27 protein-coding genes and 1 pseudogene are annotated in these 22,831 nt (G+C 58.7%); 12 read left to right on the top strand and 16 right to left on the bottom strand.

Translation table 11 applies throughout. The features are described 5' to 3' along the window. The first annotated feature begins 7 nt into the window (after positions 1-7). Complete coding sequence (locus ACA075_RS06645; protein ID WP_497297800.1) at positions 8-664, top strand: DUF2931 family protein; 657 nt, start codon at positions 8-10, stop codon at positions 662-664. A gap of 52 nt (positions 665-716) precedes the next feature. Here the strand turns inward: ACA075_RS06645 and ACA075_RS06640 are convergent, their stop codons facing one another. Together ACA075_RS06640 and ACA075_RS06635 are read right to left on the bottom strand one after the other, a co-directional pair. Continuing rightward, positions 717-1,442 (bottom strand): hypothetical protein, encoded by a 726-nt coding sequence (locus ACA075_RS06640; RefSeq protein WP_497297799.1) that lies wholly within the window; start codon positions 1,440-1,442, stop codon positions 717-719. Positions 1,443-1,460: 18 nt separating this feature from the next. Continuing rightward, positions 1,461-1,664 (bottom strand): hypothetical protein, encoded by a 204-nt coding sequence (locus ACA075_RS06635; RefSeq protein ID WP_497297798.1) that lies wholly within the window; start codon positions 1,662-1,664, stop codon positions 1,461-1,463. Between the two features lie 146 nt (positions 1,665-1,810). Between ACA075_RS06635 and ACA075_RS06630 the strand changes: the two genes are divergently transcribed. Next, the gene (locus ACA075_RS06630) at positions 1,811-2,614 is read left to right on the top strand and encodes a hypothetical protein (protein ID WP_497297797.1); all 804 of its coding nucleotides are present in this window, start codon (positions 1,811-1,813) and stop codon (positions 2,612-2,614) included. Between the two features lie 174 nt (positions 2,615-2,788). Here the strand turns inward: ACA075_RS06630 and ACA075_RS06625 are convergent, their stop codons facing one another. Continuing rightward, a complete protein-coding gene (locus ACA075_RS06625; protein ID WP_497297795.1) occupies positions 2,789-2,983 on the bottom strand; it encodes a DUF6500 family protein in 195 nt (64 codons plus the stop codon). Positions 2,984-3,421: 438 nt separating this feature from the next. Here ACA075_RS06625 and ACA075_RS06620 point away from each other — a divergent pair, with 438 nt between their 5' ends. Both ACA075_RS06620 and ACA075_RS06615 read left to right on the top strand, forming a co-directional pair. Further along, on the top strand, positions 3,422-3,691 hold the full coding sequence (locus ACA075_RS06620) for a short-chain dehydrogenase (protein ID WP_497297794.1): 270 nt from the start codon (positions 3,422-3,424) through the stop codon (positions 3,689-3,691). Positions 3,692-4,106: 415 nt separating this feature from the next. Further along, complete coding sequence (locus tag ACA075_RS06615; RefSeq protein ID WP_497297792.1) at positions 4,107-4,835, top strand: class I SAM-dependent methyltransferase; 729 nt, start codon at positions 4,107-4,109, stop codon at positions 4,833-4,835. 262 nt (positions 4,836-5,097) lie between these two features. On the opposite strand, the gene tam is transcribed toward ACA075_RS06615, so the two are convergent. Next, positions 5,098-5,868 carry a trans-aconitate 2-methyltransferase gene (gene tam / locus ACA075_RS06610; protein WP_497297791.1) on the bottom strand — a complete coding sequence of 257 codons (771 nt, stop codon included), beginning with the start codon at positions 5,866-5,868 and terminating at the stop codon, positions 5,098-5,100. A 534-nt stretch (positions 5,869-6,402) separates the two neighbouring features. Here tam and ACA075_RS06605 point away from each other — a divergent pair. The 3 genes from ACA075_RS06605 to ACA075_RS06595 all read left to right on the top strand — a co-directional run bounded on the left by ACA075_RS06605 (position 6,403) and on the right by ACA075_RS06595 (position 8,196). Further along, on the top strand, positions 6,403-6,906 hold the full coding sequence (locus ACA075_RS06605; RefSeq protein WP_090181110.1) for an inclusion body family protein: 504 nt from the start codon (positions 6,403-6,405) through the stop codon (positions 6,904-6,906). A 124-nt stretch (positions 6,907-7,030) separates the two neighbouring features. Continuing rightward, positions 7,031-7,570 carry an AidA/PixA family protein gene (locus tag ACA075_RS06600; RefSeq protein ID WP_497299205.1) on the top strand — a complete coding sequence of 180 codons (540 nt, stop codon included), beginning with the start codon at positions 7,031-7,033 and terminating at the stop codon, positions 7,568-7,570. Between the two features lie 215 nt (positions 7,571-7,785). Next, entirely contained in the window at positions 7,786-8,196 is a 411-nt protein-coding gene (locus ACA075_RS06595) for a low affinity iron permease family protein (protein ID WP_497297790.1), read from the top strand. Positions 8,197-8,262: 66 nt separating this feature from the next. Here ACA075_RS06595 and ACA075_RS06590 read toward each other — a convergent pair whose 3' ends face one another. The 6 genes from ACA075_RS06590 to ACA075_RS06565 all read right to left on the bottom strand — a co-directional run bounded on the left by ACA075_RS06590 (position 8,263) and on the right by ACA075_RS06565 (position 12,409). Further along, entirely contained in the window at positions 8,263-8,766 is a 504-nt protein-coding gene (locus tag ACA075_RS06590; RefSeq protein ID WP_497297789.1) for a DUF4142 domain-containing protein, read from the bottom strand. Positions 8,767-8,841: 75 nt separating this feature from the next. Further along, on the bottom strand, positions 8,842-9,000 hold the full coding sequence (locus ACA075_RS06585; RefSeq protein ID WP_010462447.1) for a KGG domain-containing protein: 159 nt from the start codon (positions 8,998-9,000) through the stop codon (positions 8,842-8,844). Between the two features lie 116 nt (positions 9,001-9,116). Next, complete coding sequence (locus ACA075_RS06580; protein ID WP_497297788.1) at positions 9,117-10,466, bottom strand: sensor domain-containing protein; 1,350 nt, start codon at positions 10,464-10,466, stop codon at positions 9,117-9,119. An 85-nt stretch (positions 10,467-10,551) separates the two neighbouring features. Next, positions 10,552-11,190, bottom strand: coding sequence for a LysE family translocator (locus ACA075_RS06575; RefSeq protein ID WP_010462451.1), 639 nt, complete (start codon positions 11,188-11,190; stop codon positions 10,552-10,554). A gap of 43 nt (positions 11,191-11,233) precedes the next feature. Beyond that, a complete protein-coding gene (gene fos / locus ACA075_RS06570) occupies positions 11,234-11,671 on the bottom strand; it encodes a fosfomycin resistance glutathione transferase (RefSeq protein ID WP_497297786.1) in 438 nt (145 codons plus the stop codon). 3 nt (positions 11,672-11,674) lie between these two features. After that, positions 11,675-12,409: a PA3715 family protein gene (locus ACA075_RS06565; protein ID WP_497297785.1), complete on the bottom strand. Its 735-nt coding sequence runs from the start codon at positions 12,407-12,409 to the stop codon at positions 11,675-11,677. A 164-nt stretch (positions 12,410-12,573) separates the two neighbouring features. On the opposite strand from ACA075_RS06565, the gene ACA075_RS06560 reads away from it, so the two are divergent. Continuing rightward, positions 12,574-12,813, top strand: a complete 240-nt coding sequence (locus tag ACA075_RS06560) for a CopG family ribbon-helix-helix protein (protein ID WP_497297784.1) — start codon at positions 12,574-12,576, stop codon at positions 12,811-12,813. Beyond that, positions 12,803-13,087, top strand: a complete 285-nt coding sequence (locus tag ACA075_RS06555; RefSeq protein ID WP_497297783.1) for a type II toxin-antitoxin system RelE/ParE family toxin — start codon at positions 12,803-12,805, stop codon at positions 13,085-13,087. Before ACA075_RS06560 ends, ACA075_RS06555 begins: the two co-directional genes overlap by 11 nt. Before the next feature lie 31 nt (positions 13,088-13,118). Here ACA075_RS06555 and ACA075_RS06550 read toward each other — a convergent pair whose 3' ends face one another. Next, a complete protein-coding gene (locus ACA075_RS06550; protein WP_497297781.1) occupies positions 13,119-13,871 on the bottom strand; it encodes a LysR substrate-binding domain-containing protein in 753 nt (250 codons plus the stop codon). Here ACA075_RS06550 and ACA075_RS06545 point away from each other — a divergent pair. After that, a pseudogene (locus ACA075_RS06545) lies at positions 13,783-14,154 on the top strand (DMT family transporter); the annotation flags it as partial. The gene ACA075_RS06550 and the pseudogene ACA075_RS06545 sit on opposite strands and share 89 nt — an antisense overlap. Before the next feature lie 131 nt (positions 14,155-14,285). Here the strand turns inward: ACA075_RS06545 and ACA075_RS06540 are convergent. The 4 genes from ACA075_RS06540 to ACA075_RS06525 all read right to left on the bottom strand — a co-directional run bounded on the left by ACA075_RS06540 (position 14,286) and on the right by ACA075_RS06525 (position 19,056). Further along, entirely contained in the window at positions 14,286-15,617 is a 1,332-nt protein-coding gene (locus tag ACA075_RS06540; RefSeq protein WP_497297780.1) for an MFS transporter, read from the bottom strand. Between the two features lie 178 nt (positions 15,618-15,795). Beyond that, entirely contained in the window at positions 15,796-16,722 is a 927-nt protein-coding gene (locus ACA075_RS06535) for a hydroxymethylglutaryl-CoA lyase (protein ID WP_497297779.1), read from the bottom strand. Further along, positions 16,719-17,912: a CaiB/BaiF CoA transferase family protein gene (locus ACA075_RS06530; RefSeq protein WP_109628357.1), complete on the bottom strand. Its 1,194-nt coding sequence runs from the start codon at positions 17,910-17,912 to the stop codon at positions 16,719-16,721. Before ACA075_RS06530 ends, ACA075_RS06535 begins: the two co-directional genes overlap by 4 nt. A 235-nt stretch (positions 17,913-18,147) precedes the next feature. Further along, positions 18,148-19,056: a LysR family transcriptional regulator gene (locus tag ACA075_RS06525; RefSeq protein WP_497297778.1), complete on the bottom strand. Its 909-nt coding sequence runs from the start codon at positions 19,054-19,056 to the stop codon at positions 18,148-18,150. Between the two features lie 159 nt (positions 19,057-19,215). Here ACA075_RS06525 and ACA075_RS06520 point away from each other — a divergent pair, with 159 nt between their 5' ends. Next, positions 19,216-20,382 (top strand): multidrug effflux MFS transporter, encoded by a 1,167-nt coding sequence (locus tag ACA075_RS06520; protein ID WP_497297777.1) that lies wholly within the window; start codon positions 19,216-19,218, stop codon positions 20,380-20,382. Here ACA075_RS06520 and yiaY read toward each other — a convergent pair. Continuing rightward, on the bottom strand, positions 20,379-21,527 hold the full coding sequence (yiaY, locus tag ACA075_RS06515) for an L-threonine dehydrogenase (RefSeq protein ID WP_497297776.1): 1,149 nt from the start codon (positions 21,525-21,527) through the stop codon (positions 20,379-20,381). The two genes, ACA075_RS06520 and yiaY, sit on opposite strands and share 4 nt — an antisense overlap. A 156-nt stretch (positions 21,528-21,683) precedes the next feature. Here yiaY and ACA075_RS06510 point away from each other — a divergent pair, with 156 nt between their 5' ends. Beyond that, positions 21,684-22,703: a DUF4917 family protein gene (locus ACA075_RS06510; protein ID WP_497297775.1), complete on the top strand. Its 1,020-nt coding sequence runs from the start codon at positions 21,684-21,686 to the stop codon at positions 22,701-22,703. Positions 22,704-22,831: the final 128 nt, after the last annotated feature.

Here is a 22,831-nt window from a genome sequence, read left to right as displayed (position 1 = left end):
CAAAATTTTGCGATCACTATGGATCTTGTTGGGGGCTTTGCTTGTGGGTGCCTGCCAAGCGAAAGAGCTTTCGGGAGAGCATCTGGACCCAGACGCAGTACCATGGGAACTCGGTTTTACCGAACCCAATTTTATGAGGGTTTGGGTAGAAGACAGTGCGGTAGTTGATATCGATGGCGTCTTGTATCGTCGAGTTGGGAGCGGCGTAGCAGCGGGAGGAAAAAGCAGTAAAGCAGACGCCGCTCGTGGTTGGCGCAAGGGGATTGGTGGTAACGAAAAAACCGTAGTAGGGGCCAAAATTCCTGTTCGCATCTATGTGCGCTGGCAATCGCTTGTCGAGCCGCAAACCTACCAAGGGTGGTTTGACATTCCGGAAAGTGCGCGGCAGATATTGCGCGATGCAGTGACAAAAGATTGCCTGGAATATCCGGAAGTAAAGGACTTGCGTGCGGGAGGGTCTGTTCAGCTTGGTCTTGCCCCTGGCGGTGTGGTGCAGATCTGGGTGCGAGATCAGTGCCAACGGCCAATTAAAGTCGCACGCGGCCAAGCCACGATTGAACCCAAGGGGCCTGCTTTAGGACTCTCGGGAGGAAGTTATTTCCCTTTGGAAGAAGATTCCAAGCGTTATATCGAAAAGAACGGCATACCCTACGGAAGCTGGTGAATAACCGGTTGTTCAGCCCGCCCATTGGCGGGCTTTTTTCTGTCCGGTCTTTTTACATCAGGCCGTAGGCTCGATGCAGCTCAACTGAAGCGGCCTCAATATCGGAGTTGTTAATCGCTCGATCGTAAGCCCTGATAAACGCGTAACCACCCACCAGGCCAGCTGTGGCCAGCGCCGATCCTTGCCCGCCCAAAATACTCCGTCCGCTGAGAGACACCCCGGTCGCGCCTTCAACGATAGGACTGGTCCCGACTTTGATTTTTGACGTGGGTCCGTCGAACACGGCGAGGATGACTGTCCACTCTGTCGATTTATCACCGCTTTCCAGTCGACTGGCTGCCGAGATACTTTCGTAGAAGCCATTCGCACCTGGTGCGAGAATCTGAGCACCCGACGCCATCAGACGCGCCTGATTCGCCGCAAAGACAGACGCCTTCACGACCATCGCGTAAGTCATCGACTGCGCAACAGAGACCGTGCCCGGACCGTTGCCGATCTGCTGCGTCCCGTCAAACAAAACGGCTGGGTTACCCCCTGGTCCACCGGTCAGCGAAAACTTCGGTTTCCCCCAGCCCGTGTACTGAAAGTTGAAGGTGCGGTTGACGATCGGCGCCGGCCCGTTTGCCAGCCAGGTGTCTACGGCGGCATCGTCGGCCAGTGCGGCCAGGCTTGCGGCATCAAGCTCGTAAATGATGTTTGACTGCACGTCAGGGATGGTCGGCGTATCGGGCAGCGGGTTGGACAACACACCAGGTGCGCTAATCACGAGGGAAAACATTGAGGCTCCTTACTGCGTTCAGCGCAGCGCGGTGTAGAAAAATTCAGAAATCACTGGGGTGCCCTTCGCCGGATCCGGATGGATCTCGTCATCACTGATAAGCGGGGTTTGGCCGGTGCTGGCGTACTTCGCGGGGTCGCCCATGGCGGCGTATTGCATGTCCATAAAGGCAATGCCCTGCGTCCAGCACCAAGCGGCGGCGAGCTTGGTGTAGGCACTCATGGGGTACTGACTGGATCGCCTGGTATCCCAACTACGTCCCACTCACTAGCCCCTCAGCGACTGCGAAGATTGGGTTGATCGCGTGGTGGCTGTGCGCCACGAATGGTAGAGTTCGGACTCAATTACGGGAGTACGGGAAGGATCCAATGAAGTGGTTTGGCAAGGTCGCATTGCTCGTAGGGATCTGCTTGGTAGTGTTCGCGCTGAATAAGGATGTATCAGTGTCTACGGGTTCCGGCGGCAGAGTAAAGGATTTGGGGCTTATGGCGGATATGCAAATTAACACCATCCTTGGCGGCATTATTGCCTTGGCAGGCCTGCTGATGATTCTACTCTCCGGAAAACCAAAAGCTGCTGCGGCGACAGTTGAAAGCAGCTCGCGTCCCTGCCCAATGTGCGCCGAGACCATAAAAAGAGCTGCGATCAAGTGCAAGCACTGCGGTGCTGAAGTTCCCCAGCTGACAATGGAAGGTGATGTAGTTTTCGCGCCTACTCCCGTCGAACGCCTTCCTAAAAGTCTGGGCGATCATTGGAAATTCGTACTTCCGTGCTCCCTCTTGGTTTGCGTCACCATCGGTGCGGTTGCCTACCGCATGACCCCAGATAGCTCTGCGGATACTACGCAGCAAAGGTCTGTCGTTTATAAGCCGAAGGCGGAGGATCTGGTACATCTCGATGCAGAGGCTTTTGGCTGCGTTACACCTAGCGATTTTGATCGAGCCTATACCAGCTACACCCAAGCCGAGTATGCGACATGGGCTCTGATGATCACCCGCAAATACTGTTTTGCGCAGATGGATCTCAGTCAGGACATTTCGTGGACGGTAATGCAAGTGAGTGATGACCTAATGCAGATTGGACTCAAGCGCGCGACTGAGTATTCGAAAGCACCCGATATAGGCCAATCTACGTACTGGACGCAAATTGGCTGGGCCTCCCCCGCACAATAACGTAGCAATGCCAATTGAAAAGCCCGCCAATAGCGCGGGCTTTTCTTTGTTTTCGATGCCTGATCGCTTCGGAGTTTTCCTTGCTACGCTTTCAATCCTTCGAATGGAGTCGAATCGATGCCTACACCCGAATACGCTCTGCCTGATGTCCTTGAGCGCCTGTACGACAACCAGCTAATCTTTCCGCTCTACCATCTGCTTTATTTTTACGGCCTTTTCAAAATGGTCGAGCTTGTGCTCAGCGATCCACCATTGGGCGGCTTCCATTAAAAGCGCTGGATCATCATTTTTGTTTGCAAAGAAAGCATAGAAAGAGAGCCCGACAGTCGGCCCCTTCTGCTCCATTTTCTTGTCGCAGACCTCGATCATCTTTTGCCTCAAGCTTTCTCGCATCTTTTTCTCTCAATCCATTAATGGTCTTGATCGCGGCCAAATTCAGTACCCGATTGCCCATCTTTTGGGGCTTCGAGCGAAGCCGACTTTCAAAAAGGTAAGGTCCTACACTACGGTGGGAATTGTCCGTAGACTTGCGCATTGCAGTGTTTTTGTCACGAGGCCTATAGTCCGAGCGCGTCCAAAAGACGTATCGGGTTTGGCGACTCGATGACAACGATTCAGATTCACTCCGAGCTTATCGGAGTTTTTTCTGACTGCACTTTGCTGCGCTTTTTTTGGTAGCTGTGCGTGGGAGACCTTCGGGTCTGCCGGTTTCACCGTTGTCCGGTTCGCCAACCTGCGTACAGCTGCCACCCTATTGTTTGGCGACGATCGAGTGGTAGGTGTTTCACCTACTAACGGTAATCACTCATGAACGAATACATGGCTTTAACCAGCAACGCCGACGACCTTCCCTCGCTCTACGTCAACACCACCCAACCGCTGCATTCGCTGCTCAGCACCGCCAGTTACAGAATCCGGGCCGTGACGCAGCTTCTTGAAAACCTCGCGATGCGAGGCGACATCACATCTGACGCGGTGATCCTCAGCGACTTTGCATTGCTCTGCTGCGTGCCCTTGCGCGACGGTTGCGATGTGCTGGACGTCATTGCTCGACGCATGGATGCAGAACCGTCTTGACGTGATTTGGGGGCGCCTTTCGGGGTGTCCTCAATTTGTAGCAGCTGGCGAAGCCTGCGTTCGGCTGCGCAGCAGTCGTAAAACCTGAGCGCGAGGTCCTTCTGAAATACCACATTGCCCGATTTCACGACTGCTTCGCAGCCGAACGCAGGCTTCGCCAGCTGCTACAGTTTGTGTCGCTCATTAACTAATCGGCATTAACCGAACTGTCATTTTTTATCTGAGGACCTCGCTTACAAATCCCCAACGCTCAACCCGTTTCCCCTCCTCGCCCAACCCGCTAGCATTTCCCAATCTTCAACCACCCTCCCCCCTGCGCGGCCATCGACGAACACGCGCCATCACTCTTGGAGGGAACCCAATTGGCCGCACATCAGGTGCCGCCCGTGAACGATCTCAACAGAGCCTTCCAAACATGACTCAAAACATCTACGACGACCCGGAGTTTTTCCAGGGCTACAGCCAGATGGCCCGCTCCATTGGCGGTCTCGACGCCGCACCGGAATGGCCTGCCCTCAAAGCAATGCTGCCATCTATGCAAGGCCTGAAGGTCGTAGACCTCGGCTGCGGTTACGGCTGGTTCTGCCGCTGGGCCAGTGAATCCGGCGCCGAAAACGTGCTCGGTCTGGACGTCTCGGAAAAAATGCTGGAGCTGGCGCGCACAACCACGTCAACAGACAACATCCAATATGCCCGCGCCGATCTGGAACAACTCGACCTGCCCGCGGCCAGTTTCGACCTCGCCTACAGCTCCCTGGCGCTGCACTACATCAAGGATCTTCCGGGTCTGTTCGCCAAAATCCACACAGCCCTAAAACCCGGTTCGCGCTTCGTATTTTCCATCGAACACCCGATCTTCATGGCCCCTCACAATCCGGGCTGGCTGATTGATGGCGAAGGAAACAAGCGTTGGCCGCTGGACAGTTATCAGCGGGAAGGTGAGCGGGTGACGAACTGGCTGGCCGATGGCGTGATCAAGCAGCACCGCACCCTCGGCACTTTGCTCAATACGCTGATTGGCGCAGGTTTCAGCATCCGGCATGTCAACGAATGGGGGCCAACCGATGCTGAGGTGGCGGCACAACCGGCCCTGGCCGAAGAGCGGGAGCGACCGATGATGATGCTGGTCAGTGCCCAGCGCTGAGTGTCGTGCCCGGTACTCGTATAGTTTGCGTATAGATGCCTGCAAGCCGGTAAAGAAGCCGTAGCGCTGTGTTGGGCCTGTCCGCAGATACTTTATGCTCCAGGCTCACCTACCACCTAGAGATCAACATGGACAATTCAGAGTTGGGGATCATGATCATTTCGATGATTGGGTTGTTCGGCTTTGCTTCGTTTATTTTTGAATACTTGAGTGCCAGACAAAGGGACCGATAACGTTCAGCGTTATCAGTCCCTTTTTGCCCTTAGCGAGTCGCGACGATAAACAACCGCGGAAACGGCAACAGCACCGAACCATCGCTCAGCGCCGGATACGCCTGCTCGATCGCGGCTTGGTACTGCTTGAGGTATTGCGTCTTCTCCGCGTCATTCAACGGTTCGAGAAACGGCCGCAAGCCGCTGCCCTTGAACCACTCGACCACGCCTGACGCACCGCCCGCGAGCGGGTGATGGTAAGTGGTGCGCCACACGTCGACTCGCGCACAGTGCGGTCGCAACATCGAGTAGTAATCGCTGGCACTGGCCATTTCCGTGCGTTGCCCGGCGGCGTCCGCCAACTTGGCGGCCCACGGCCCATCGGCAGCGACTTCGCGCATCAGGCGATGGGACGGCTCGTTGAGGTTATCGGGCATCTGAATAGCCAGGCTGCCGCCATCGGTCAGTCGGGTGGCCAGCGAAGGCAGTAACGTCGCGTGGTCGGGCACCCACTGCAACACCGCGTTGGCGAAAATCACATCGAACGGCCCCGGCTCGTTCCAGGTATCGATGTCAGCCGTGTCGAATTGCAGCTGTGGCAAGCGCTTGCGGGCGGCCTCGATCATATCGGTCGAACTGTCCAGCCCACGCACCGTGGCATTGGCGAAGCGCTCCACCAGCAACTCGGTCGAATTGCCGGGGCCGCAACCGATGTCGATGGCCGATCGCGCGTCCACGGGCGGGACCGCCGCGAGCAAATCACGGGCCGGGCGGGTGCGTTCATCTTCAAAAGCGACGTATTGTCTGGCAGACCAACTCATTGCGTTCTCCTGTCGGTGCGTTGTTGTGGCCAGGGGCGCACAACCGGTTCGCTACGATACCTCGACCGGCGCGCACCGCCCTATCCGACCTATGGCGAAAGAGGTCAGTTGACCCGCCACATCGAGTGAAACAATAAAAAACTGCCCCCTTTTCCAGCCATGCTCCTGCCTGGCTCACTGATCTTGTAACAGGTCATATCTGTCAATTGCCTGAACTCATTCGGCACCGGCGTAGCAAAGAGGTTTTGAGTGAGCGGTTCTTTATCGCCAAATCAAAGGAAGTCATAACCATGCTGACCGTTCGTCGAGCGATCAGTCCATCAATTTTGACAGCCTGTGTTTCGCATCTATAGTCCTAATCGCGGCCTGTCGGAAGGAACCCGACTTATCAGTTTGCACGCAGGAGCAAGGCCAATTTATCTCCCGTGGATCGGTGGGTTCCGCCCGTAGTGTTTTTGCAACGGCCGTAAGGCAAGCAAGCGTTGTTGTGCCTGGAAAGATGCCAGGCGCTCACTATGAACAAGGAGCTTTACTATGTCTCGAGTCACGGATGTGCTTGTTTCTATCGACACTGAAACCATTCTGAAAAACTACCCGAACATCAGCAAAAATCCCGCTTCGCCGACGCTGATCGACGTCAACCATGTGTACATGGTGACCAACCGCGACAACGTGATAAATGGCCAGGCCGGTGGCGAACTCAACTTGAAGGCCCAGGTGGGCGACCTGATTCGCTGGCGTGAAACCAGCCTGTCGCAGAGCTTCGAGACGGCAGTGATTTTCTACAAATTCATTGGCAACGTCGGCAACGAATTGATCTCCACACCCACGCCGCGCAAGGCTACAGCCTGCGTCGCCGTTCCTAACACCAGCAACCCGTCGGTGCCGAGCTGCCAGAAAGTCGATAACCATTACTGGTCTTCCGAAACCCTGTCGTGCGGCAGCGTGACCTACCACTTCCACTTCCTGATCGTGGATCGCGACTGCAAGATTGTCGGCTGCTGTTCGTGGGATCCGTTCATTACCATCCGTAACTGACGATGGTCTGGCCCCTTGGCGACAAGGGGCCAGCCGAGTTCGTTGCCGCCTCGACAGGAACGGGATGTCTTGCATGAACCGAAGCGGCTGCCGTTGTGCGTCAACATCATGAAAGGAATCCATGATGACTTCCGAACCGATCAAACCCCCTTCATCCAGCGTTGCGACGGCCCACAATGTGTTGCTGGTTGTTGATGCTGAGTCCCTGCTTTTACGCTATCCAGATCCCAGCCTTGAACCCGAAAACCCGACGTCTATTGCCGATGGTTTTATCTTCGCCATCAATGGATCTCCGACACCACAAAGTACTATAAATGACAGCTCCATTACGCTAACCCTCGGCACCGGATCGACTTTCCATATCCGCAGCAGAACCGTCAGCTTGCTCGCGGAGCACAGCGTGGTGTTTTACGGGATGTCAGCAGGCGATGCAGGCGTACTTTCGACGCCTGAATTGGTGGTCAAAGAAGACCTGACCGTACCTGCACCCGACCCTGAAAACCCGACCGTACCGGGCAGCCATTCGGCCGATGATCATTATTGGCAGTGCACGCAATTGGCCACGGGGGTCGAGGCGTGTGAACTGAGCTTCATGCTGATCGATAAAAGCTGCGAGGCACTGGGGTACTTCCGTTGGGCTGTTGATGTGAAGCTGACACCCTGAGCGGTAGGTGCCTGCGCTCTGTAGGAGCTGTCGAGTGAAATGAGGCTGCGATCTTTTGATCTTGTTCCTGAAAGCAAAATCAAAAGATCGCAGCCTCGTTTCACTCGACAGCTCCTACAGAGGTCGTGGCGTCGCAGAATTGGGGTTTTTAAGTAGAATTTTCAACCCGCCGTCGCTGTCTGAAAATCAGGCGCATCCCTATAAGGAACACGGCAATGAAATTCGCAAAAATCTCGCAGAAACTCGCCCTGTGGGCCGGCAGTCCCAAGACGTTCATGGGGGCTTTGATCATGATTGCGCTGTGGGGTTTGACCGGGCCGATTTTCAATTACAACGATACTTGGCAACTGATCATCAACACCTCAACCACCATCATCACGTTCCTGATGGTCTTCCTGATCCAGAACACGCAAAACCGCGACACCGACATCCTGCACCTGAAGATCGATGAGCTGCTGCGGGTAAACAAAGAAGCGCAGAACGCGATGCTGGGGCTGGAATTACTGGACCTCCAGCAACTGGAGGAACTGCGTAAACACTATCGCGCCATGGGCGAAAAAGACGTGCATGGCCTGGCGGGGCTGGCGGCCTCGAGCAAGCGCAAACAGGATCTGAATGAGTGCTGAGCACAAACAAAACGGCGCGTGATGAGAATCACGCGCCGTTTGCTTTGAACATCGTCAAACGCGGTGCTATCGACCGGCTTGAAGCGCCCTGGCCATTTGCAGATGGTTTTGCAATTTTGGCAGCGTTTCTTCAGCGAAGGCTTTGATTTCCGGCACGTCGGTGGTCTGTGCGGTTTGCTGAAGTTGCTCAATGGCTTCCTGAGTGGTTTTCACCTGACTGGCGGCGTAGGCCTGGTCGAAGGTGGCGTCGTCCTTCACTTGCGGCATCAACGCTTTGGCCTTGTCGACCACTACTTCGCGAGGGGCCACCGGCAAGTCCAGCTGCTTGGCGATTTTCGCCAGGTGCTGGTTGGCGGTCGTACGGTCGTTGATGACCACGATGGTGTAGTCCTTGACCTCTTTGGATTCGGTTTTCTGGTGCGCCAGGCGACTGGCTTCGATGTCGGCCATGCCTTTGGCCGACGCATCGTTGATGAATTCGGCGGGCGACTGGGCAAAGGCACTGTTGGCAAACAGGCCCAGCAACGTGACAAAACTGGCAGTGCGTAATCGGGTGGCCATCCGGCTCATGGTCGCGCCCTCCTTCTGAAAAAATTCAAGCGGGAGCTTTCGCCCCCGCCTCTCAATCAAAACTACCTTCACCGACTACTTGGATTTCTGACCGCCTTTGCGGCCCATATCGGGTTTCGCAGGGTCTTTATCGACAGTCGTGGTGGTAGTTTTCCCACCTTTGCGACCGGCTTCAGACGCCTTCGTTCGATCGTTGGCGAAGTTTCCCGAGTTCGAGTTTCTTGAGTTAGGCATGATTCTCTACCTCTTGGTGATGATCGCGGCGAGCAGGAGCCCGCATAGAATCTGAATTTCGATCGCCACAAAGGTTTAGAAAAATTGAAATCGCCGCGACGAACGGTGGCCTTTTTTCAGGCCCCGAGACGCTGGTGGTTTCGGCGCTTGGCCGCGTACATGGCCTCCTCGGCATGTCTGAATAGCTGCTTTTCTTCCGTGCCGTGCTCGGGGTAATGCGCGACGCCGATACTCGGCTGGATGTTCACGCTGTGCCCGTCCAGTCGCAGGGGCTGCGCAAGAACCTGAAGGATTTTTCCCGCCACGCGGTCAGCGTCTTTCGACGCGTGGATGCTGTGCAACAACACTACGAACTCATCGCCGCCGATGCGCGCCACCGTGTCGGTCTCACGCACGCAGCCCTTGAGTCGATTGGCGACCGCTTGCAACAGCATGTCGCCGACCGCATGACCGTGGGTGTCGTTGACTTCCTTGAAGCGGTCGAGGTCGACGTACAGCAGCGCCATTCGTCCGCAATCCGTGCGGGCCAGCGCCAGCGAGTCTTTGAGCCGGTCACGCAACAACTCTCGGTTGGGCAGTTGAGTCAGTTGGTCGTATTGGGCCATGCGTTGCAGACGGGCATGCAATTGCTTGCGCTCGATCGCGGTCGCGACTTGGGCGCAGACGTATTGCAGCAATTCCTTGTCTTGTTCGGTATAACGCTCGCCACCCGGTACGCTTTTGACGATCAGCGCGCCGATGGTGCCGTTTTGCGAATTCAACGGCACACCCAGCCAGCAAGGCGCATCCGGCCCGGCGACCAGCAGCTCAAACCCGTCTGGCGGGGAGTCCTGGTCCGGCGTCAGCAAAATCGGCAGGCCGCTGCGGATCACCTCGGCGCAGAGGCGGCCGGTGATGGTTCCGGGCTGCTCGGGTTGCAGTTCATGGTCGTTGACGTGATACGGGAAATTCAGCTGCGCACAGTGCTCGTCATACAGCGCCACGGAGAAATTCAGCGCCGGCAGCCATTCGCCGATGATCAAATGGACGCGCTTGAATAACGCCAGCAAATCTTCCGCCGCGTGGGCCGCCTCGGAGATCGCGTACAACGCCGCTTGCCGGGACTCGGCCTGCTTGCGCTCGGTGATGTCCCGGGCCACGGCAATGCGCAACTGATCGACTTCAGACCAGCGCGCCGACCACAGGATATGCACCACCGCGCCGTCCTTGCGCAGATAGCGGTTTTCGAAGTTGAGTTTGGGGTCACCGCCCATGATTTCGCGCGCCGCATCGAGGGTGCGCTGGCGATCGGCGGGATGCACCATGTCGATCATCGCCTGGCCGATCAGTTCGTCAGGGGTATAACCGAAGATACGCTCGCAGGCCGCGCTGACAAATACGAAGCGACCTTGTTTATCCACCGCACAGACGGCGTCCAGCAAGAGATCGATGTAGCTCGCCAACGGTGCGGAATTTCTGGTTGCCATGGTGCGATGAGCGTTTCCGGACAATGCAGCAAAAAGAACCCTCCCTGACCGTTCAGTACAGCTGACGCATCCGTGCGCTCAACCTTCAAGCCTTGTTCGTCACCAGCCCGGGCAGCGCATGAGCGAGGGCGTTTATGGCGAAACCAATAAACATCACCCCGCACAACCGGGTGATCGCCAGTTCATGGCGTTGATACAAGGTGCGCACCTGCCGGGCACCGACAATGCCAATGAGGATAGCGTAGGCCATCAGGCCACCGACAAAGCTCAAGACAATCAACCACGGCAGCATTGACCAGTGCAGCAATTCCGCGCGACTCGACAGCAGCGCCGTGAACGTCGCAACCGCCACGGGGTAAGCCTTCGGATTGGTCAGGCCAAACAGAATGCCGTGCCAAAAGGGCTGACGAGCCGGGCCTTGAGGCGCATCGGCGCTGCTGCGCTTCGCCCGTATGGCGCGCAACCCGAGCCAAAACAGGTACAGCCCGCTGAGCACGCCCAGCACATCAAACGCCGTGCTGCCGATTTCCCGGGCACCGACAATCGCAATAAGCGCCGTGCTGCACCAGACCACGTCCCCCAGCAAATGCCCGCACAGAAACCCCGCCCCAGCCCGTCGTCCCCGCGCCGCGCCAATCCCGAACACCGCCAATACGCCCGGCCCCGGGGTGATGCCATAGATAAACCCCGAGGCGAGAACGGCCATTAGCAGCGATGGGGTCATTGGAAGTCCTTTTAACTATTTGGTGAATGGGCGCAAGTCTATATCAGGTCCCGGGAATATCGACTGACTGATCGTCGAAGAACTTCATTCCCGCATACGGCCGCTCGCGACAGGCGGCCAGCCGAGAAGCCAGATCGCCGACGTGGGCTTCGAACTTGTGGCCGTCCGGGTCGAGGAAATAGAAGGACGCGCCTTCGCTGCGGTTGTCGCGCCATTCTTGTACGTTGGCGGATCGCAGGAGTTCGACGAACACAGGGAAATCCATTGCGCTGATGGTGAAGGCGTAATGGGTGTAATCGGCGGTGGGTTCCGAGCTGCGCAGCGGATCAACGGACAGGCACAGCCACAAACCGGGCAGTGAAAGATAGGCGCCGGTGTCCCATGAGGCTTCGAGGCGCAGTTGCAGCAGGTCTTGATAGAACGCCACGCCGCGGTTCAGGTCGGTGACGGCGAGGGTCAGGTGGTTGAGGCCGGTGAGCATGGGTCATAAACCTTTGAGAGCTTCGGGTACTACGTATTGTTCTCCGTCGTAACGGAGAGTGGTTATCACGGGTTTGGCTGTCGTAGATCTGGATTCACATGCCTCGCCTTCACCGTCCCCAACCGTAGTGGTAGATACCGATTTAATGATTAAGTCTGTGTAACCATGGGAGCTGGTAGTGCCGATTTCGACAGTTCGAACGACTTCAGAACGCTCACCGGCACAATTGCCATCCCACTCGCCGCTGTACTGATAGGTAACCAACCTATCCATGACCGGACGCACCATTTCACCGTCTTTCACGTAGAGCGAGAGCAACGTTTGATCGAATGGATTGATGCGTGATGAGCCTTTGAACAAGGCTCGTAAACCAAAGGCGCGCAAATCGGAAGTGAGTCTGTATCGGGCCGTGTCGAGTTGCAGGTCTTCCAACGCAATCGCATCCGACTCAAAAACGGATGCGCGATGATACGTCGCCACCGGCTTCAACCCGTCAGTAGAAACCAGCGCAAGGTTGAGATCGTAGGTCCCAGCGCGGCCCGAGCTGTCAGACGAAGGCTGGGGCTCAAGTTGTGACAAAGCGGTAATCGACAGTGCCGGATAGGCTGGCCAGTCCTTGCACACCGAATATCCGAACTCGCTCGAAAGCGGCGGCTTTTCACATCTCGCCAGCGCTTCGGTGGTCACCACGAAACTGCACACGACAGCACAACCGATCAATCCAGACATCAATGTCATTTTCTCTGCTCCTTATGCACTTATAGCGAGGTGATCTCAGCCACACACTATCCCCGGCTCGGTGTATTCGCTCAATCAGTTGTTATGCCAGACGAACGGGCTAGCATCCCCCCATACGCGACGATGTAGTATGTTGTATTACAAACCACTACATCGAGACCGCCATGTCCGTCATGTCTTTGCGCTTGCCAGACGAAATCGCCGATACCCTCGCCAATCTTTCCAAGGCCACTGGCCGTAGCAAGTCATTTCTTGCTGTGGATGCGCTGCGTGAATACCTCGCCCGGGAAGCCTGGCAAATAGAGGAAATTCAAAAGGCTCTGAAGGAAGCTGACGCGGAAGACTTCGCATCACCCGAGGAAGTAAAAGCAATCGCCGATAAGTGGACTGCCAATGCGCGTTGAGTGGTTGCGTACTGCATTGAAAAATCTGGATGACGAAGCCGCTTATATAGCAATAGAGAACCCGAAAGCCGCGGCAGACTTCGTCCAAGCTATCCTCGCAAGCGTCGATCACCTTTCTCGCTTTCCGGCAACCGGTCGGGAAGGCCGCCTGCCCGGTACCCGCGAATGGGTCTTGCCAGATCGACCTTATCTGATCCCTTACCGAGTTCGTCAAGGATGCCTCCAGGTATTAAGGGTCTTTCATACCAGACGTCTTCCGCCTGCCAATTGGTGAACACAACAAAATCAGGGCACTGGATAGAACGTCATCCGTGCCTTATCCCCTCCCCAATCCGCCCATTCAACCAGTTCAGCGCATGATCCCCGCCCCGCCGCTTGTGCCAGACCAACACAAACGTAAACGACGGAATATGAAACGGCGGCGCAACCGCGACCAGCGAGCGCTCATCAATCTCGCGCAACCCACGTGAAGCAACGGTAAGGATCAGGTCCGTGCCACTGATGAATTCCGGGGCGACGCTCCAGTGCGGCAGGCTGATCGCAACGCGACGGCGTTCGCGCAACGCCGTCAGGGCTCGCTCGATTTCCGGGGTGCCGCTGCCGCGCATTTCCAGCAGGACGTGTGGCCGCGCTAGGTAGGTCGGCAGGTCGAGCACGCCATCGGCAGGCAAGCTGTTGCGGTCCACCAGGCAGGCGTAGTGCTCTTCGAACAGCGGCGTGCTGCGCAGCTCGTTGGGCAGTTCCGGAAATACCCCGGCCGCAACGTCGATGTCGCCGTTGAGGACCGCGTCGAGCATGCCTTCGCGGCTGGCGTGGCTGATTTGCTGGTCGATGCCCGGAGCTTCCCGGCGCAACGTGCGAATCAGCCCTGGCAGGACGATGGCGGCGCCATAGTCGGACATCGCCAGACGGAACGTGCGCTTGGTGGTGGCCGGATCGAAGGCGTTCGGTGCCAGCAGGGATTGCACCTGGGCGAGTGCTTCGGCCAATGGAAGTATCGCGGTGTTGTTGCCGATTATGTTGGCGATGCGCTTACCGCTGCCGTCGCTGGCGTTCATCAGCAAGGCGCCGTTGTGGATGTGGGCCGGTGGTGCGTTCGGGGTGTGTTTTATCTCGTTGGCGCTGATGCTGCTGCCCAAGCTTGGGGCGTCGGGGTTTATTGCTTTGGCCTTGGCGGGACAGGTGGTGGCTTCGCTGGTGCTGGATCACTTTGGGTTGTTTGGGTTGGTGGAACGGCAGATGACGTTGTCGCGGGTGTTGGGGGCGGTGTTGTTGATGGCGGGGGTGGCGTTGATTCAGTTCGGTGCTGCGCCAGGGAAGGGTTTGGTGGCGGCGGGTTGATGGATGACTGACAGTGAGACGCTGACTGTCAGACCGCCTTCGCGAGCAAGCCCGCTCCCACAGTTGATCGGCGGCGTGGCACAGATCGAGTGTGGGAGCGGGCTTGCTCGCGAAGGCGGCCTTGACAGATTTTAGTACTTGTCGAGAGTGCGCAGCTTCTGCGGCAACCCCCACATCAGCAAAGCAACGGCGATCAACGCGCAGACAGCAATGACGTACAGCGCCGGGGTGGTGCTGCCGGTCAGGTCCTTGATCCGCCCGACCATGACCGGGCTGACGATGCCGCCGAACTGGCCGAGGGTGTTGATCACCGCGATCCCGCCAGCCGCCCCGGCGCCGGCACCGGCCAGCAGTTTTGGCGGCAGGGTCCAGAAGCTTGGGATGGACGCGATGATCCCGGCACCGAGCAAGCCCAGCGCGACAATCAGGAAAGTCGTGTGATTGGCGAAGATCCCCGCACAGAAGAACCCCAGCGCGCCCACCGCGACCAGACCGGCGACAAACTTGCGTCGCTCACCGGTCGAGTCGGACAGCCGCCCGATCACCACCATGCTGATCGCCCCGCAGATGTACGGAATGGCGGTCAGCAAGCCGATCATCACCGGGCTCTCGGTGCCCGCACTGCGGATCAGTTGCGGCGCCCAGAAATTCAAACCGTAGGACGCTACCTGAATCAGGAAGTAGATCAGCCCCAGGGTCAGGAAACCCGGGATCCGCAGCGCGGCGAGCAGCGAGCCGCCACTCTTGTGCGGTTCATGGTGCGCAATGCGGCTGGCCAGCAGGGTTTTCTCCGACGGTGTCAGCCAATGGGCGTCTTCGATGCGGTCCTTGAGCAAGGTCAGCACCAGCAAACCGAGACCGATGCACGGCACGCCGCCCAGCAGGAACAGCCAGTGCCAGCCGCGCATGTCCATAAAGCCGTCGAGGTGTTGCAAGACCAGCCCGGAGAACGGTGCACCGACCAGCACGGCAAACGCCGACGACAGGAACAGCATCGAAGTGATGCGCCCGCGATAGTGCTGCGGGAACCACAGCGTCAGGTAATACAGCACGCCCGGCGCAAAACCGGCTTCCATCGCGCCGATCACGAAGCGCAGCGCATAGAACTGCCATTCGCTGTTGACGAAGACCATGGCCGCGGTGGCGAGGCCCCAGGACATCATGATTCGGGCGATCCAGCGCCGCGCGCCGACCTTGTACAGCATCATGTTGCTCGGTACTTCGAAGATCACGTAACCGACCACGAACAAACCCGCGCCGAGGCCGTAAGCGGTGTCGCTCAGGCTCAGGTCGGTCTGCAGCTGGAACTTGGCGAAGCTGATGTTGATGCGGTCGAAAAAGGCGAACAGGTAGCAGACCATGATCAGCGGCATCAAGCGCCAGGCGACCTTGCTGACCAGGGCTTTTTCTTCGTCGTGGTTAACGGACGGGCTCGCGCCCGCCTCCAGTACATTGAGGCTCATGGTGCTTTCTCCAGGCGGACTTCCCTTGGGTGTCCGATTGTTTTTGTTGTCTGGTTGAGATGCTTTTTTCTGTAGGAGCGAGGCTTGCCCGCGAAGGCGGTGTGTCAGTTCTCACCGCTGCTGAATGGCAGATCGCCTTCGCGGGCAAGCCTCGCTCCTACAGTGGTTATTTGGTGAGTCAGGAAGGCACGGGGTGCAAATCACAATTGCGACCGGCCTTGGCCAGTTGACCGGGCACTTCGTGGCCCAGCAACGCCGGCAACCCTCGGGACAATTGCAGCAACAGCGGCAGATCGATGCCGGTGTGAATGCCGATTTCATCGCACAGGTTGACCAGGTCTTCGGTGCAGATATTGCCCGAGGCACCCGGTGCGAACGGGCAGCCACCGAGTCCGCCGAGGGCCGCGTCGAAGCGTCGGGCGCCGGCCTCGTAAGCGGCCAGCACATTGCACAAACCGAGGCCGCGGGTGTTGTGGAAATGCAGGGTCAGATCAGCCGGCGAAACCCTTTGCAATACCCGCCGCACCAACCGATCAACCTGCCGCGGATTGGCCATGCCGGTGGTGTCGGCCAGGGTGATGCCCTGAATGCCGAGCTCCTGATAGGCCTCGACGATTTGCAGCACGCGATCTTCATCGATCCTGCCTTCGAACGGGCAGCCGAAAGTGGTGGCGATGCTGCCGTTCAGCCGCACCTGCGCGCCACCGACGAATTGCACAATCTCGCCGAACGCCGCCAACGAGGCTTCGCAACGCATGCGCATGTTGGCCAGGTTGTGGGTCTGGCTGGCGGACATCACCAGGTTCAGTTCATCAGCGCTACAAGCCAGCGCCCGTTGCGCACCCTTTAGATTGGGGATCAACGCAACGTAGATTACCCCCGGTTGCCGGGCGATGCCCTTTAACACCAGTTCACCATCGCGCAGCGCCGGAATGGCCTTGGGCGACACGAGCGAGCCGGCTTCGATGCGGCTGAAACCGGCCAGCGAGAGTTGATCGATCAAGGCAATCTTGTCGACGGTTTCGACCCAGGTCGGCTCGATCTGCAAGCCGTCGCGAGGGGAGACTTCCTGAACAATCAGGGTCTCGGAAAAATCAGTGATCATTGCACGACCCCTTCAGCTTTCAGCCGTTCGATGTCCAGCGCCGTCAGGCCCAGGCCCGCGAGAATGCCGTCGGTGTGCTGGCCCAGACTCGGCCCGGACCAGTTCACGCCGCCGGGGGTTTCGGACATTTTCGGCACGATGCCGGGCATCTTCACCGTGGCACCGCCCGGCAGGTCGGCGCTGAGCAGCATGTCCCGCGCCTGATAGTGCGGATCGGCGACGATGTCGGCGACGGAATAGATGCGCCCGGCTGGCACTTCAGCGGCTTCCAGCGCCGACAACACTTCATCGATCGGCAAGCTGCTGGTCCAGTGAGTGATCGCCGCATCGAGCACGTTACTTTTCAATGCACGACCATCGTTATGAGCAAACTCCGGCGCGTCGGCCAGATCGCGACGACCAACCACTTCCATCAGGCGCTTGTAGATCGGGTCACTGTTGCCGGCGATCACCACGTAGGCGCCGTCGGCCGTCAGGTACGTGTTGGACGGCGCGATGCCCGGCAAGGCGCCGCCGCTGCGCTCACGCACATGGCCAAGCATGTCGTATTCCGGCACCAGGCTTTCCATGACGTTGAACACGCTTTCGGCCAGGGATACATCGACCACTTGCCCGCCGCCCTGCCCGGTCTTGACCCGCAGCAACGACATCAAGGCACCGATCACCGCGTGCAGCGATGCGAGCGAATCGCCGAGGCTGACACCGACCCGGGCCGGTGGCGAATCGGGATTGCCGGTGGTGTAGCGGATCCCGCCCATGGCCTCGCCGATGGCGCCGAAACCCGGACGATCGCGGTACGGACCGGTCTGGCCGTAACCGGAAATGCGCACCAGCGTCAGGTTGGGGTTGAGGGCGTGCAGCACGTCCCAGCCCAGGCCGAGTTTTTCCAGGGCGCCGGGGCGCAGGTTCTCGATCAGCACGTCGGCGCTGGTCGCCAGTTGCTTGACCAGCTCGATGCCTTCGGCGGATTTCAGATTGAGCGCCAGGGACTTCTTGTTGCGCGATTGCAGGTACCACCAGAGCGAGGTGCCTTCATGCAGCTTGCGCCATTTGCGCAGTGGGTCGCCCTGGCCCATGGCTTCGATCTTGATCACTTCGGCGCCGAACTCGGCGAGCATGCGCGCGGCGAACGGCGCGGCGATCAGCGTGCCGATCTCAATCACTTTGATTGCACTCAAGGGGGCAGTCATCGCGGGGTACCTCTATGTTGTTCTTGGAATATGAGCCAAGGCTAGAGGACCTGGGGGCGATGAATCCAACCTTCAGTTGGCAACGTTCGTTCGCGAAACGCGAACGCCCTGAAATTTCCGCGACCTTGAGGCCGCCATCGCGGGCAAGCCCGCTCCCACAGGGGATTTGTGAACGCCGCAGAACACTGTGGGAGCGGGCTTGCCCGCGATGAGGCCGGCCCTATCAACGAAAATTTCAGACCTGCCCACGCAACTGCTCAAACAACATCCGGCTCACCGGCGACAGCGCCGCTTCATCACGCACCACCAGAATGAGCGCCCGGTCCGACCAGTCATCCGTCAACGGCACCGCATGCAATCCCAACGCCCGGCCAAACAATTCATAGGCCTTCTGCGGCAGGATGCCGATGCCCATGTTGGCCTGAACCATCCGGCACATCGCGTCGAACCCCGGCACATGAATCCGCAACCTCAGCACCTTGCCAGCCTTGCGCGCGGCCGCGTGGGTGCGCATGTTGATCGAACTGGCGGAATGCAGTCCGACGTAATCGCTCTCCAGCGTATCGGCGAAGGCCAGGCTGGAACGACTCGCCAACGGGTGATCGGGCAGCATCAGAACCACCAGTTTGTCCTGGTGATAAAACACGCTGTGCAGGCCTTTGACGTCGCTGTCACTGGAGCAGATTCCAAGGTCGGCCACGCCATCTAGCACGCCCTGAATCACCCCGCTGCTGGGACGTTCTTCGAGGTCGGTCTTGACCTGGGGATGACGCTCGGAAAAGTCCCGCAGGTCTTCGGGCAAAAACTGAATGATCGCCGACAAGTTGGCGAGCATCCGCACATAGCCCCGCACCCCGTGGCTGTGCTCGCCCAGTTCGAGGCCCATTTTCTCGACGTTGAACAACATCTGCCGGGCATGGTGCAACAGGGTTTCACCAGCCGGCGTCAGGGTCATGCCTTTGGCCTGGCGCACAAACAGACTGATGCCCAGCGCTTCCTCCAACTCCATCAGCCGTTTGCTGGCGGCCGACACCGCGATGGCTTCGCGGCTCGCGGCACGGGTCAGGGTGCCTTCTTCGTGGACGGCGACAAACAGCTGGAGGGTGATCAGGTCGAGGCGGCGGATCAGGCTTTTTTGCAGCATGGAGGGCTCGGTGACTTCAGTTCGGCTGAGTCGGCAGGATAGCCCGGTTTTGGCCCACTCCATCACATGGCATCGCCCTACTGAAAAAGTCGCGCCACTTGATGTAGCTTTACGCACCCACGTCGGGGACGTCGGTTTCTGAAACACAAGGAAGACTCAATGAAGAGCAGCACCACCCTCCTCGTCACCTGCAGCACGGTATTTCTCGCTCAACTGGGCATGAGCATTTACCTGCCGGCGCTGCCGGACATTGCCCGGGATCTGTCCGCCGATGCCTCGCAAGTGTCCTGGGGCTTGGCGGTGTACCTGATCGGCATGGCATTGCCGATGTTGTTCTGGGGCAGCCTGGGTCAGCGCATTGGCCGAAAACCGGTGTTGCTCGCGGCACTCGGCATTTACGGCGTGGGCAACCTGGCCTTGCCGTTGGGCCAGACACTTGAGTCGTTCCTGTTTTTACGCTTGCTTCAGGGGATTGGTGCCAGCGGGATTTCGGTCATGGCGCGGGTACTGATCCGCGACAGTTTCCGCGGTGACCTGCTGGCCAAGGCGCTGTCCTGGATCTCGATTTCGTTTGTAGTGGCGCTGGGGATCGGCCAGTACCTGGGGTCGATCATTCAGGTGGCGCTGGGCTGGCCGGCGATTTTTTATCTGTTGGGTGGCGTGAGTCTGTTGATGGCGATGGTGGTGGCGCGGGTCACATTCACGGCGCTGAACGAGGAGCCTGTTCAGTCGTCTGCCTGGCCGAGCTACGGGCGCATTCTGCGTGATCGAGCCTTCCTGCTGCCGGCCCTTGCCGGTGGCCTCGGTTATGGGGTGATCATTGCGTTCAACACCGCAGCGCCGTTGATTCTGCAAGGCCCCTTCAACTGGTCGGCCGTGGAATACGGGCTGTTGGGCTGGCCGATCAGCGCGGCGTATTTTCTGGGGGCGTTGGGGGTCAATGCCTTCGTGCTTCGCACCGGTCAACGCAGGCTGATGACTGCAGGCGTGAGCCTGGTACTAGGCGGCAGCGCGGTGATGTTGCTGGGGAGCATCGCGGGCACCTCCGTCGCGCTGCTGTTCTGGTTGCCGTACTGCTTTGCGGTGTTCGGACAGTCTTTGAGCTACCCGATCAGCCTGGCCCTGGCCAACGACGGCTCGCCGGTCGGTGGGGCTTATGCGATGGCGTTGAGCGGTTTCATTCACCAACTGATGGCCGCCATCATCGGCGCGATTGCCAGCCTGATCGCGAGCCAGCAAGCATGGCCACTGTCCCTGTTTTGCACCTTGCTGGCCTTGGGCGCGATGCTCTGCGTGATGCTCGCGCGGGGTCGTCAAACCGATTAGAACGCGTTGCGGAAAATCTCCTCGATCTGGCGCTGATCCGCCACCCGTGGATTGGTCAGGCCGCAGGCGTCTTTCAGTGCATTGGTGGCGAGCGTCGGGATGTCGTTGAGCTTAGCCCCGAGCTCACGCAAACCGGCGGGAATCTCGACGTCGCGGGACAGACTGCGGATCGCCATGATCGCCGCTTGAGCGCCTTCTTCCGGACTTAAGCCGCGGGTATCGGCGCCCATCGCATGGGCCACATCCATCAGGCGCGCGGCGCACACCAGCGCATTGAAACTCTGTACGTGGGGCAGCAACACCGCGTTGCATACGCCATGCGGCAAGTCGTAGAAACCGCCCAACTGGTGAGCCATCGCATGGACATAACCCAGGGATGCGTTATTGAACGCCATGCCGGCGAGGAACTGCGCGTAGGCCATGTTCTCCCGGGCGGCCATGTCGCTGCCGTCGCGCACGGCCAGGCGCAGGTTGCTGCTGATCAAGGTGATGGCTTTCAGTGCGCAGGCATCGGTGATCGGATTGGCTGCGGTGGACACATAGGCTTCGATGGCGTGAGTCAGCGCGTCCATGCCCGTGGCGGCGGTCAGGCCCTTGGGCATGGCGACCATCAGCGCCGGGTCGTTGACCGACAGCAGCGGCGTGACGTTGCGGTCGACGATGGCCATTTTCACGTGACGCGATTCGTCGGTGATGATGCAAAAACGGGTCATTTCGCTGGCGGTGCCGGCGGTGGTGTTGATCGCAATCAGCGGCAATTGCGGCTGGGTCGATCGGTCGACGCCTTCGTAGTCGCGGATCTCCCCGCCGTTGGTCGCACACAACGCGATGCCCTTGGCGCAGTCATGGGGCGAGCCACCGCCGAGCGACACCACAAAATCACAGCGACTTTCTTTGAGCAGGCCCAGGCCGTGCACGACGTTGGCCATGCTCGGGTTCGGTTTGGCGCCGTCGAAAATCACCGAGTCGATGTCCTGCATCGCCAGTTTTTCAGCAATCATCTTCGCCACACCGGCCTTGGCCAGCCCGGCGTCGGTGACAATCAGCGCCTTGCGAAAGCCGTATTTGCCAATGGCGGCCATGGCTTCGTCGAGGCATCCGTTGCCCATAATGTTTACGGAAGGGATGAAAAACGTGCTGCTCATGGACGACTCTCCTGGCTGGGCCGAATCGGCAGCGCCGATCCAGCGGGTACCCACAGGATCGACCTATCGGTTACGCAGTAACTTGATCTGGCTCAAGTCTCCGTCGTGATAAAGTCGCCGCCCATCAGACCACTTGCTTTGAGACTTTGAACCGCAATGACCGATTTCCAGGATGTTGATGCCCAACTTGAAGACTGGAACGCCTTGCGCGCCACCGCCTCGTTCAGCGGCTTGCTGGTGGGCAACGGCGCCAGCCGGGCGGTGTGGGACGACTTCGGCTACGACTCGCTGTTCGAAAACGCACGCACCGTCGAAGAAAAACCCTTGAGCCAGTCCGAGCTGAGCGTGTTCGACGCCATGCAGACCCGCAGCTTCGAGCAGGTGCTGAGCGCGCTGAAAACCACCAGCCGCGTCAACAAGGCCCTGGCCGTCAGCTCCGCCGCGCCGCGTAATCGTTATTACGCGATCAAGGAAGCGCTGATCAACACGGTTCACGCGGTGCACATCCCTTGGCGCCTGGTGGTGCCGTCGACCCTGGCCGCTATCAGTCAGGAACTGGGCCGCTATCGAACGGTGTTCACCACCAATTACGACTTGCTCAACTACTGGGCGATCCAGCATCAGCCGGATGCCATCACCGATCTATTCCAAGGCGCCGAACCGGGTTTTGACCTGAGCGCTACGGCGACCGATAAAACCCGTTTGCTGTACCTGCACGGTGGCCTGCACCTGGTGCGCAATCAGGACGGCACGGCGCGCAAACTGATGTCGACCGAGGGCACGTTGCTGGGCAGTTTTGCGATCAACAACACCATCAAGACGCTGGACGATGTGCCGCTGTTCGTCAACGAAGGGCCGGCGCAGGACAAGCTCAAGACCATTCGCAGCTCGGATTATCTGTCGTTTTGCTACGACCAGTTACTGAGCCATGGCGAGGGGTTGTGCCTGTTCGGGCATGCCCTGGGCGAGCAGGACAGCCACATCATCCATGCGTTGCGCCAAGCGAAACCGAAGGTGGTGGCGATCTCGATTTACCCGCGCAGCAAGGCGTTTATCCAGCATCAGAAGCGGCATTACGCGAAGGTGTTTGAAGGGACGGGGTCTGAGCTGCGGTTTTTTGATTCCAAGACGCATGCACTTGGCAGCCCGAAGCTCACAGTTCCCGTCGAGGTCTGAAGCGAACACCGAACCTGTGGCGAGGGCGCTTGCTCCCGCTGGGCTGCGAAGCGGCCCCCTGCATTCTTTCAGAGAAAACGCATTGTCAGGTTTTACGACTGCTTCGCAGCCGAGCGGGAGCAAGCTCC

Source organism: Pseudomonas sp. LBUM1663 (assembly GCF_059695905.1).
Note: the sequence above shows the minus strand (reverse complement) of the source record. Positions and strands in the feature narration are given on the sequence as shown.

Bases quoted from the DNA above. Each gene is read 5' to 3' on its own strand.
- ACA075_RS06640 (WP_497297799.1), bottom strand. From the start codon at position 1,442: ATGTTTTCCCTCGTGATTAGCGCACCTGGTGTGTTGTCCAACCCGCTG.
- ACA075_RS06635 (WP_497297798.1), bottom strand. From the start codon at position 1,664: ATGAGTGCCTACACCAAGCTCGCCGCCGCTTGGTGCTGGACGCAGGGC.
- ACA075_RS06630 (WP_497297797.1), top strand. From the start codon at position 1,811: ATGAAGTGGTTTGGCAAGGTCGCATTGCTCGTAGGGATCTGCTTGGTA.
- ACA075_RS06625 (WP_497297795.1), bottom strand. From the start codon at position 2,983: ATGATCGAGGTCTGCGACAAGAAAATGGAGCAGAAGGGGCCGACTGTC.
- ACA075_RS06620 (WP_497297794.1), top strand. From the start codon at position 3,422: ATGAACGAATACATGGCTTTAACCAGCAACGCCGACGACCTTCCCTCG.
- ACA075_RS06615 (WP_497297792.1), top strand. From the start codon at position 4,107: ATGACTCAAAACATCTACGACGACCCGGAGTTTTTCCAGGGCTACAGC.
- tam (WP_497297791.1), bottom strand. From the start codon at position 5,868: ATGAGTTGGTCTGCCAGACAATACGTCGCTTTTGAAGATGAACGCACC.
- ACA075_RS06605 (WP_090181110.1), top strand. From the start codon at position 6,403: ATGTCTCGAGTCACGGATGTGCTTGTTTCTATCGACACTGAAACCATT.
- ACA075_RS06600 (WP_497299205.1), top strand. From the start codon at position 7,031: ATGACTTCCGAACCGATCAAACCCCCTTCATCCAGCGTTGCGACGGCC.
- ACA075_RS06595 (WP_497297790.1), top strand. From the start codon at position 7,786: ATGAAATTCGCAAAAATCTCGCAGAAACTCGCCCTGTGGGCCGGCAGT.
- ACA075_RS06590 (WP_497297789.1), bottom strand. From the start codon at position 8,766: ATGAGCCGGATGGCCACCCGATTACGCACTGCCAGTTTTGTCACGTTG.
- ACA075_RS06585 (WP_010462447.1), bottom strand. From the start codon at position 9,000: ATGCCTAACTCAAGAAACTCGAACTCGGGAAACTTCGCCAACGATCGA.
- ACA075_RS06580 (WP_497297788.1), bottom strand. From the start codon at position 10,466: ATGGCAACCAGAAATTCCGCACCGTTGGCGAGCTACATCGATCTCTTG.
- ACA075_RS06575 (WP_010462451.1), bottom strand. From the start codon at position 11,190: ATGACCCCATCGCTGCTAATGGCCGTTCTCGCCTCGGGGTTTATCTAT.
- fos (WP_497297786.1), bottom strand. From the start codon at position 11,671: ATGCTCACCGGCCTCAACCACCTGACCCTCGCCGTCACCGACCTGAAC.
- ACA075_RS06565 (WP_497297785.1), bottom strand. From the start codon at position 12,409: ATGACATTGATGTCTGGATTGATCGGTTGTGCTGTCGTGTGCAGTTTC.
- ACA075_RS06560 (WP_497297784.1), top strand. From the start codon at position 12,574: ATGTCCGTCATGTCTTTGCGCTTGCCAGACGAAATCGCCGATACCCTC.
- ACA075_RS06555 (WP_497297783.1), top strand. From the start codon at position 12,803: ATGCGCGTTGAGTGGTTGCGTACTGCATTGAAAAATCTGGATGACGAA.
- ACA075_RS06550 (WP_497297781.1), bottom strand. From the start codon at position 13,871: ATGAACGCCAGCGACGGCAGCGGTAAGCGCATCGCCAACATAATCGGC.
- ACA075_RS06540 (WP_497297780.1), bottom strand. From the start codon at position 15,617: ATGAGCCTCAATGTACTGGAGGCGGGCGCGAGCCCGTCCGTTAACCAC.
- ACA075_RS06535 (WP_497297779.1), bottom strand. From the start codon at position 16,722: ATGATCACTGATTTTTCCGAGACCCTGATTGTTCAGGAAGTCTCCCCT.
- ACA075_RS06530 (WP_109628357.1), bottom strand. From the start codon at position 17,912: ATGACTGCCCCCTTGAGTGCAATCAAAGTGATTGAGATCGGCACGCTG.
- ACA075_RS06525 (WP_497297778.1), bottom strand. From the start codon at position 19,056: ATGCTGCAAAAAAGCCTGATCCGCCGCCTCGACCTGATCACCCTCCAG.
- ACA075_RS06520 (WP_497297777.1), top strand. From the start codon at position 19,216: ATGAAGAGCAGCACCACCCTCCTCGTCACCTGCAGCACGGTATTTCTC.
- yiaY (WP_497297776.1), bottom strand. From the start codon at position 21,527: ATGAGCAGCACGTTTTTCATCCCTTCCGTAAACATTATGGGCAACGGA.
- ACA075_RS06510 (WP_497297775.1), top strand. From the start codon at position 21,684: ATGACCGATTTCCAGGATGTTGATGCCCAACTTGAAGACTGGAACGCC.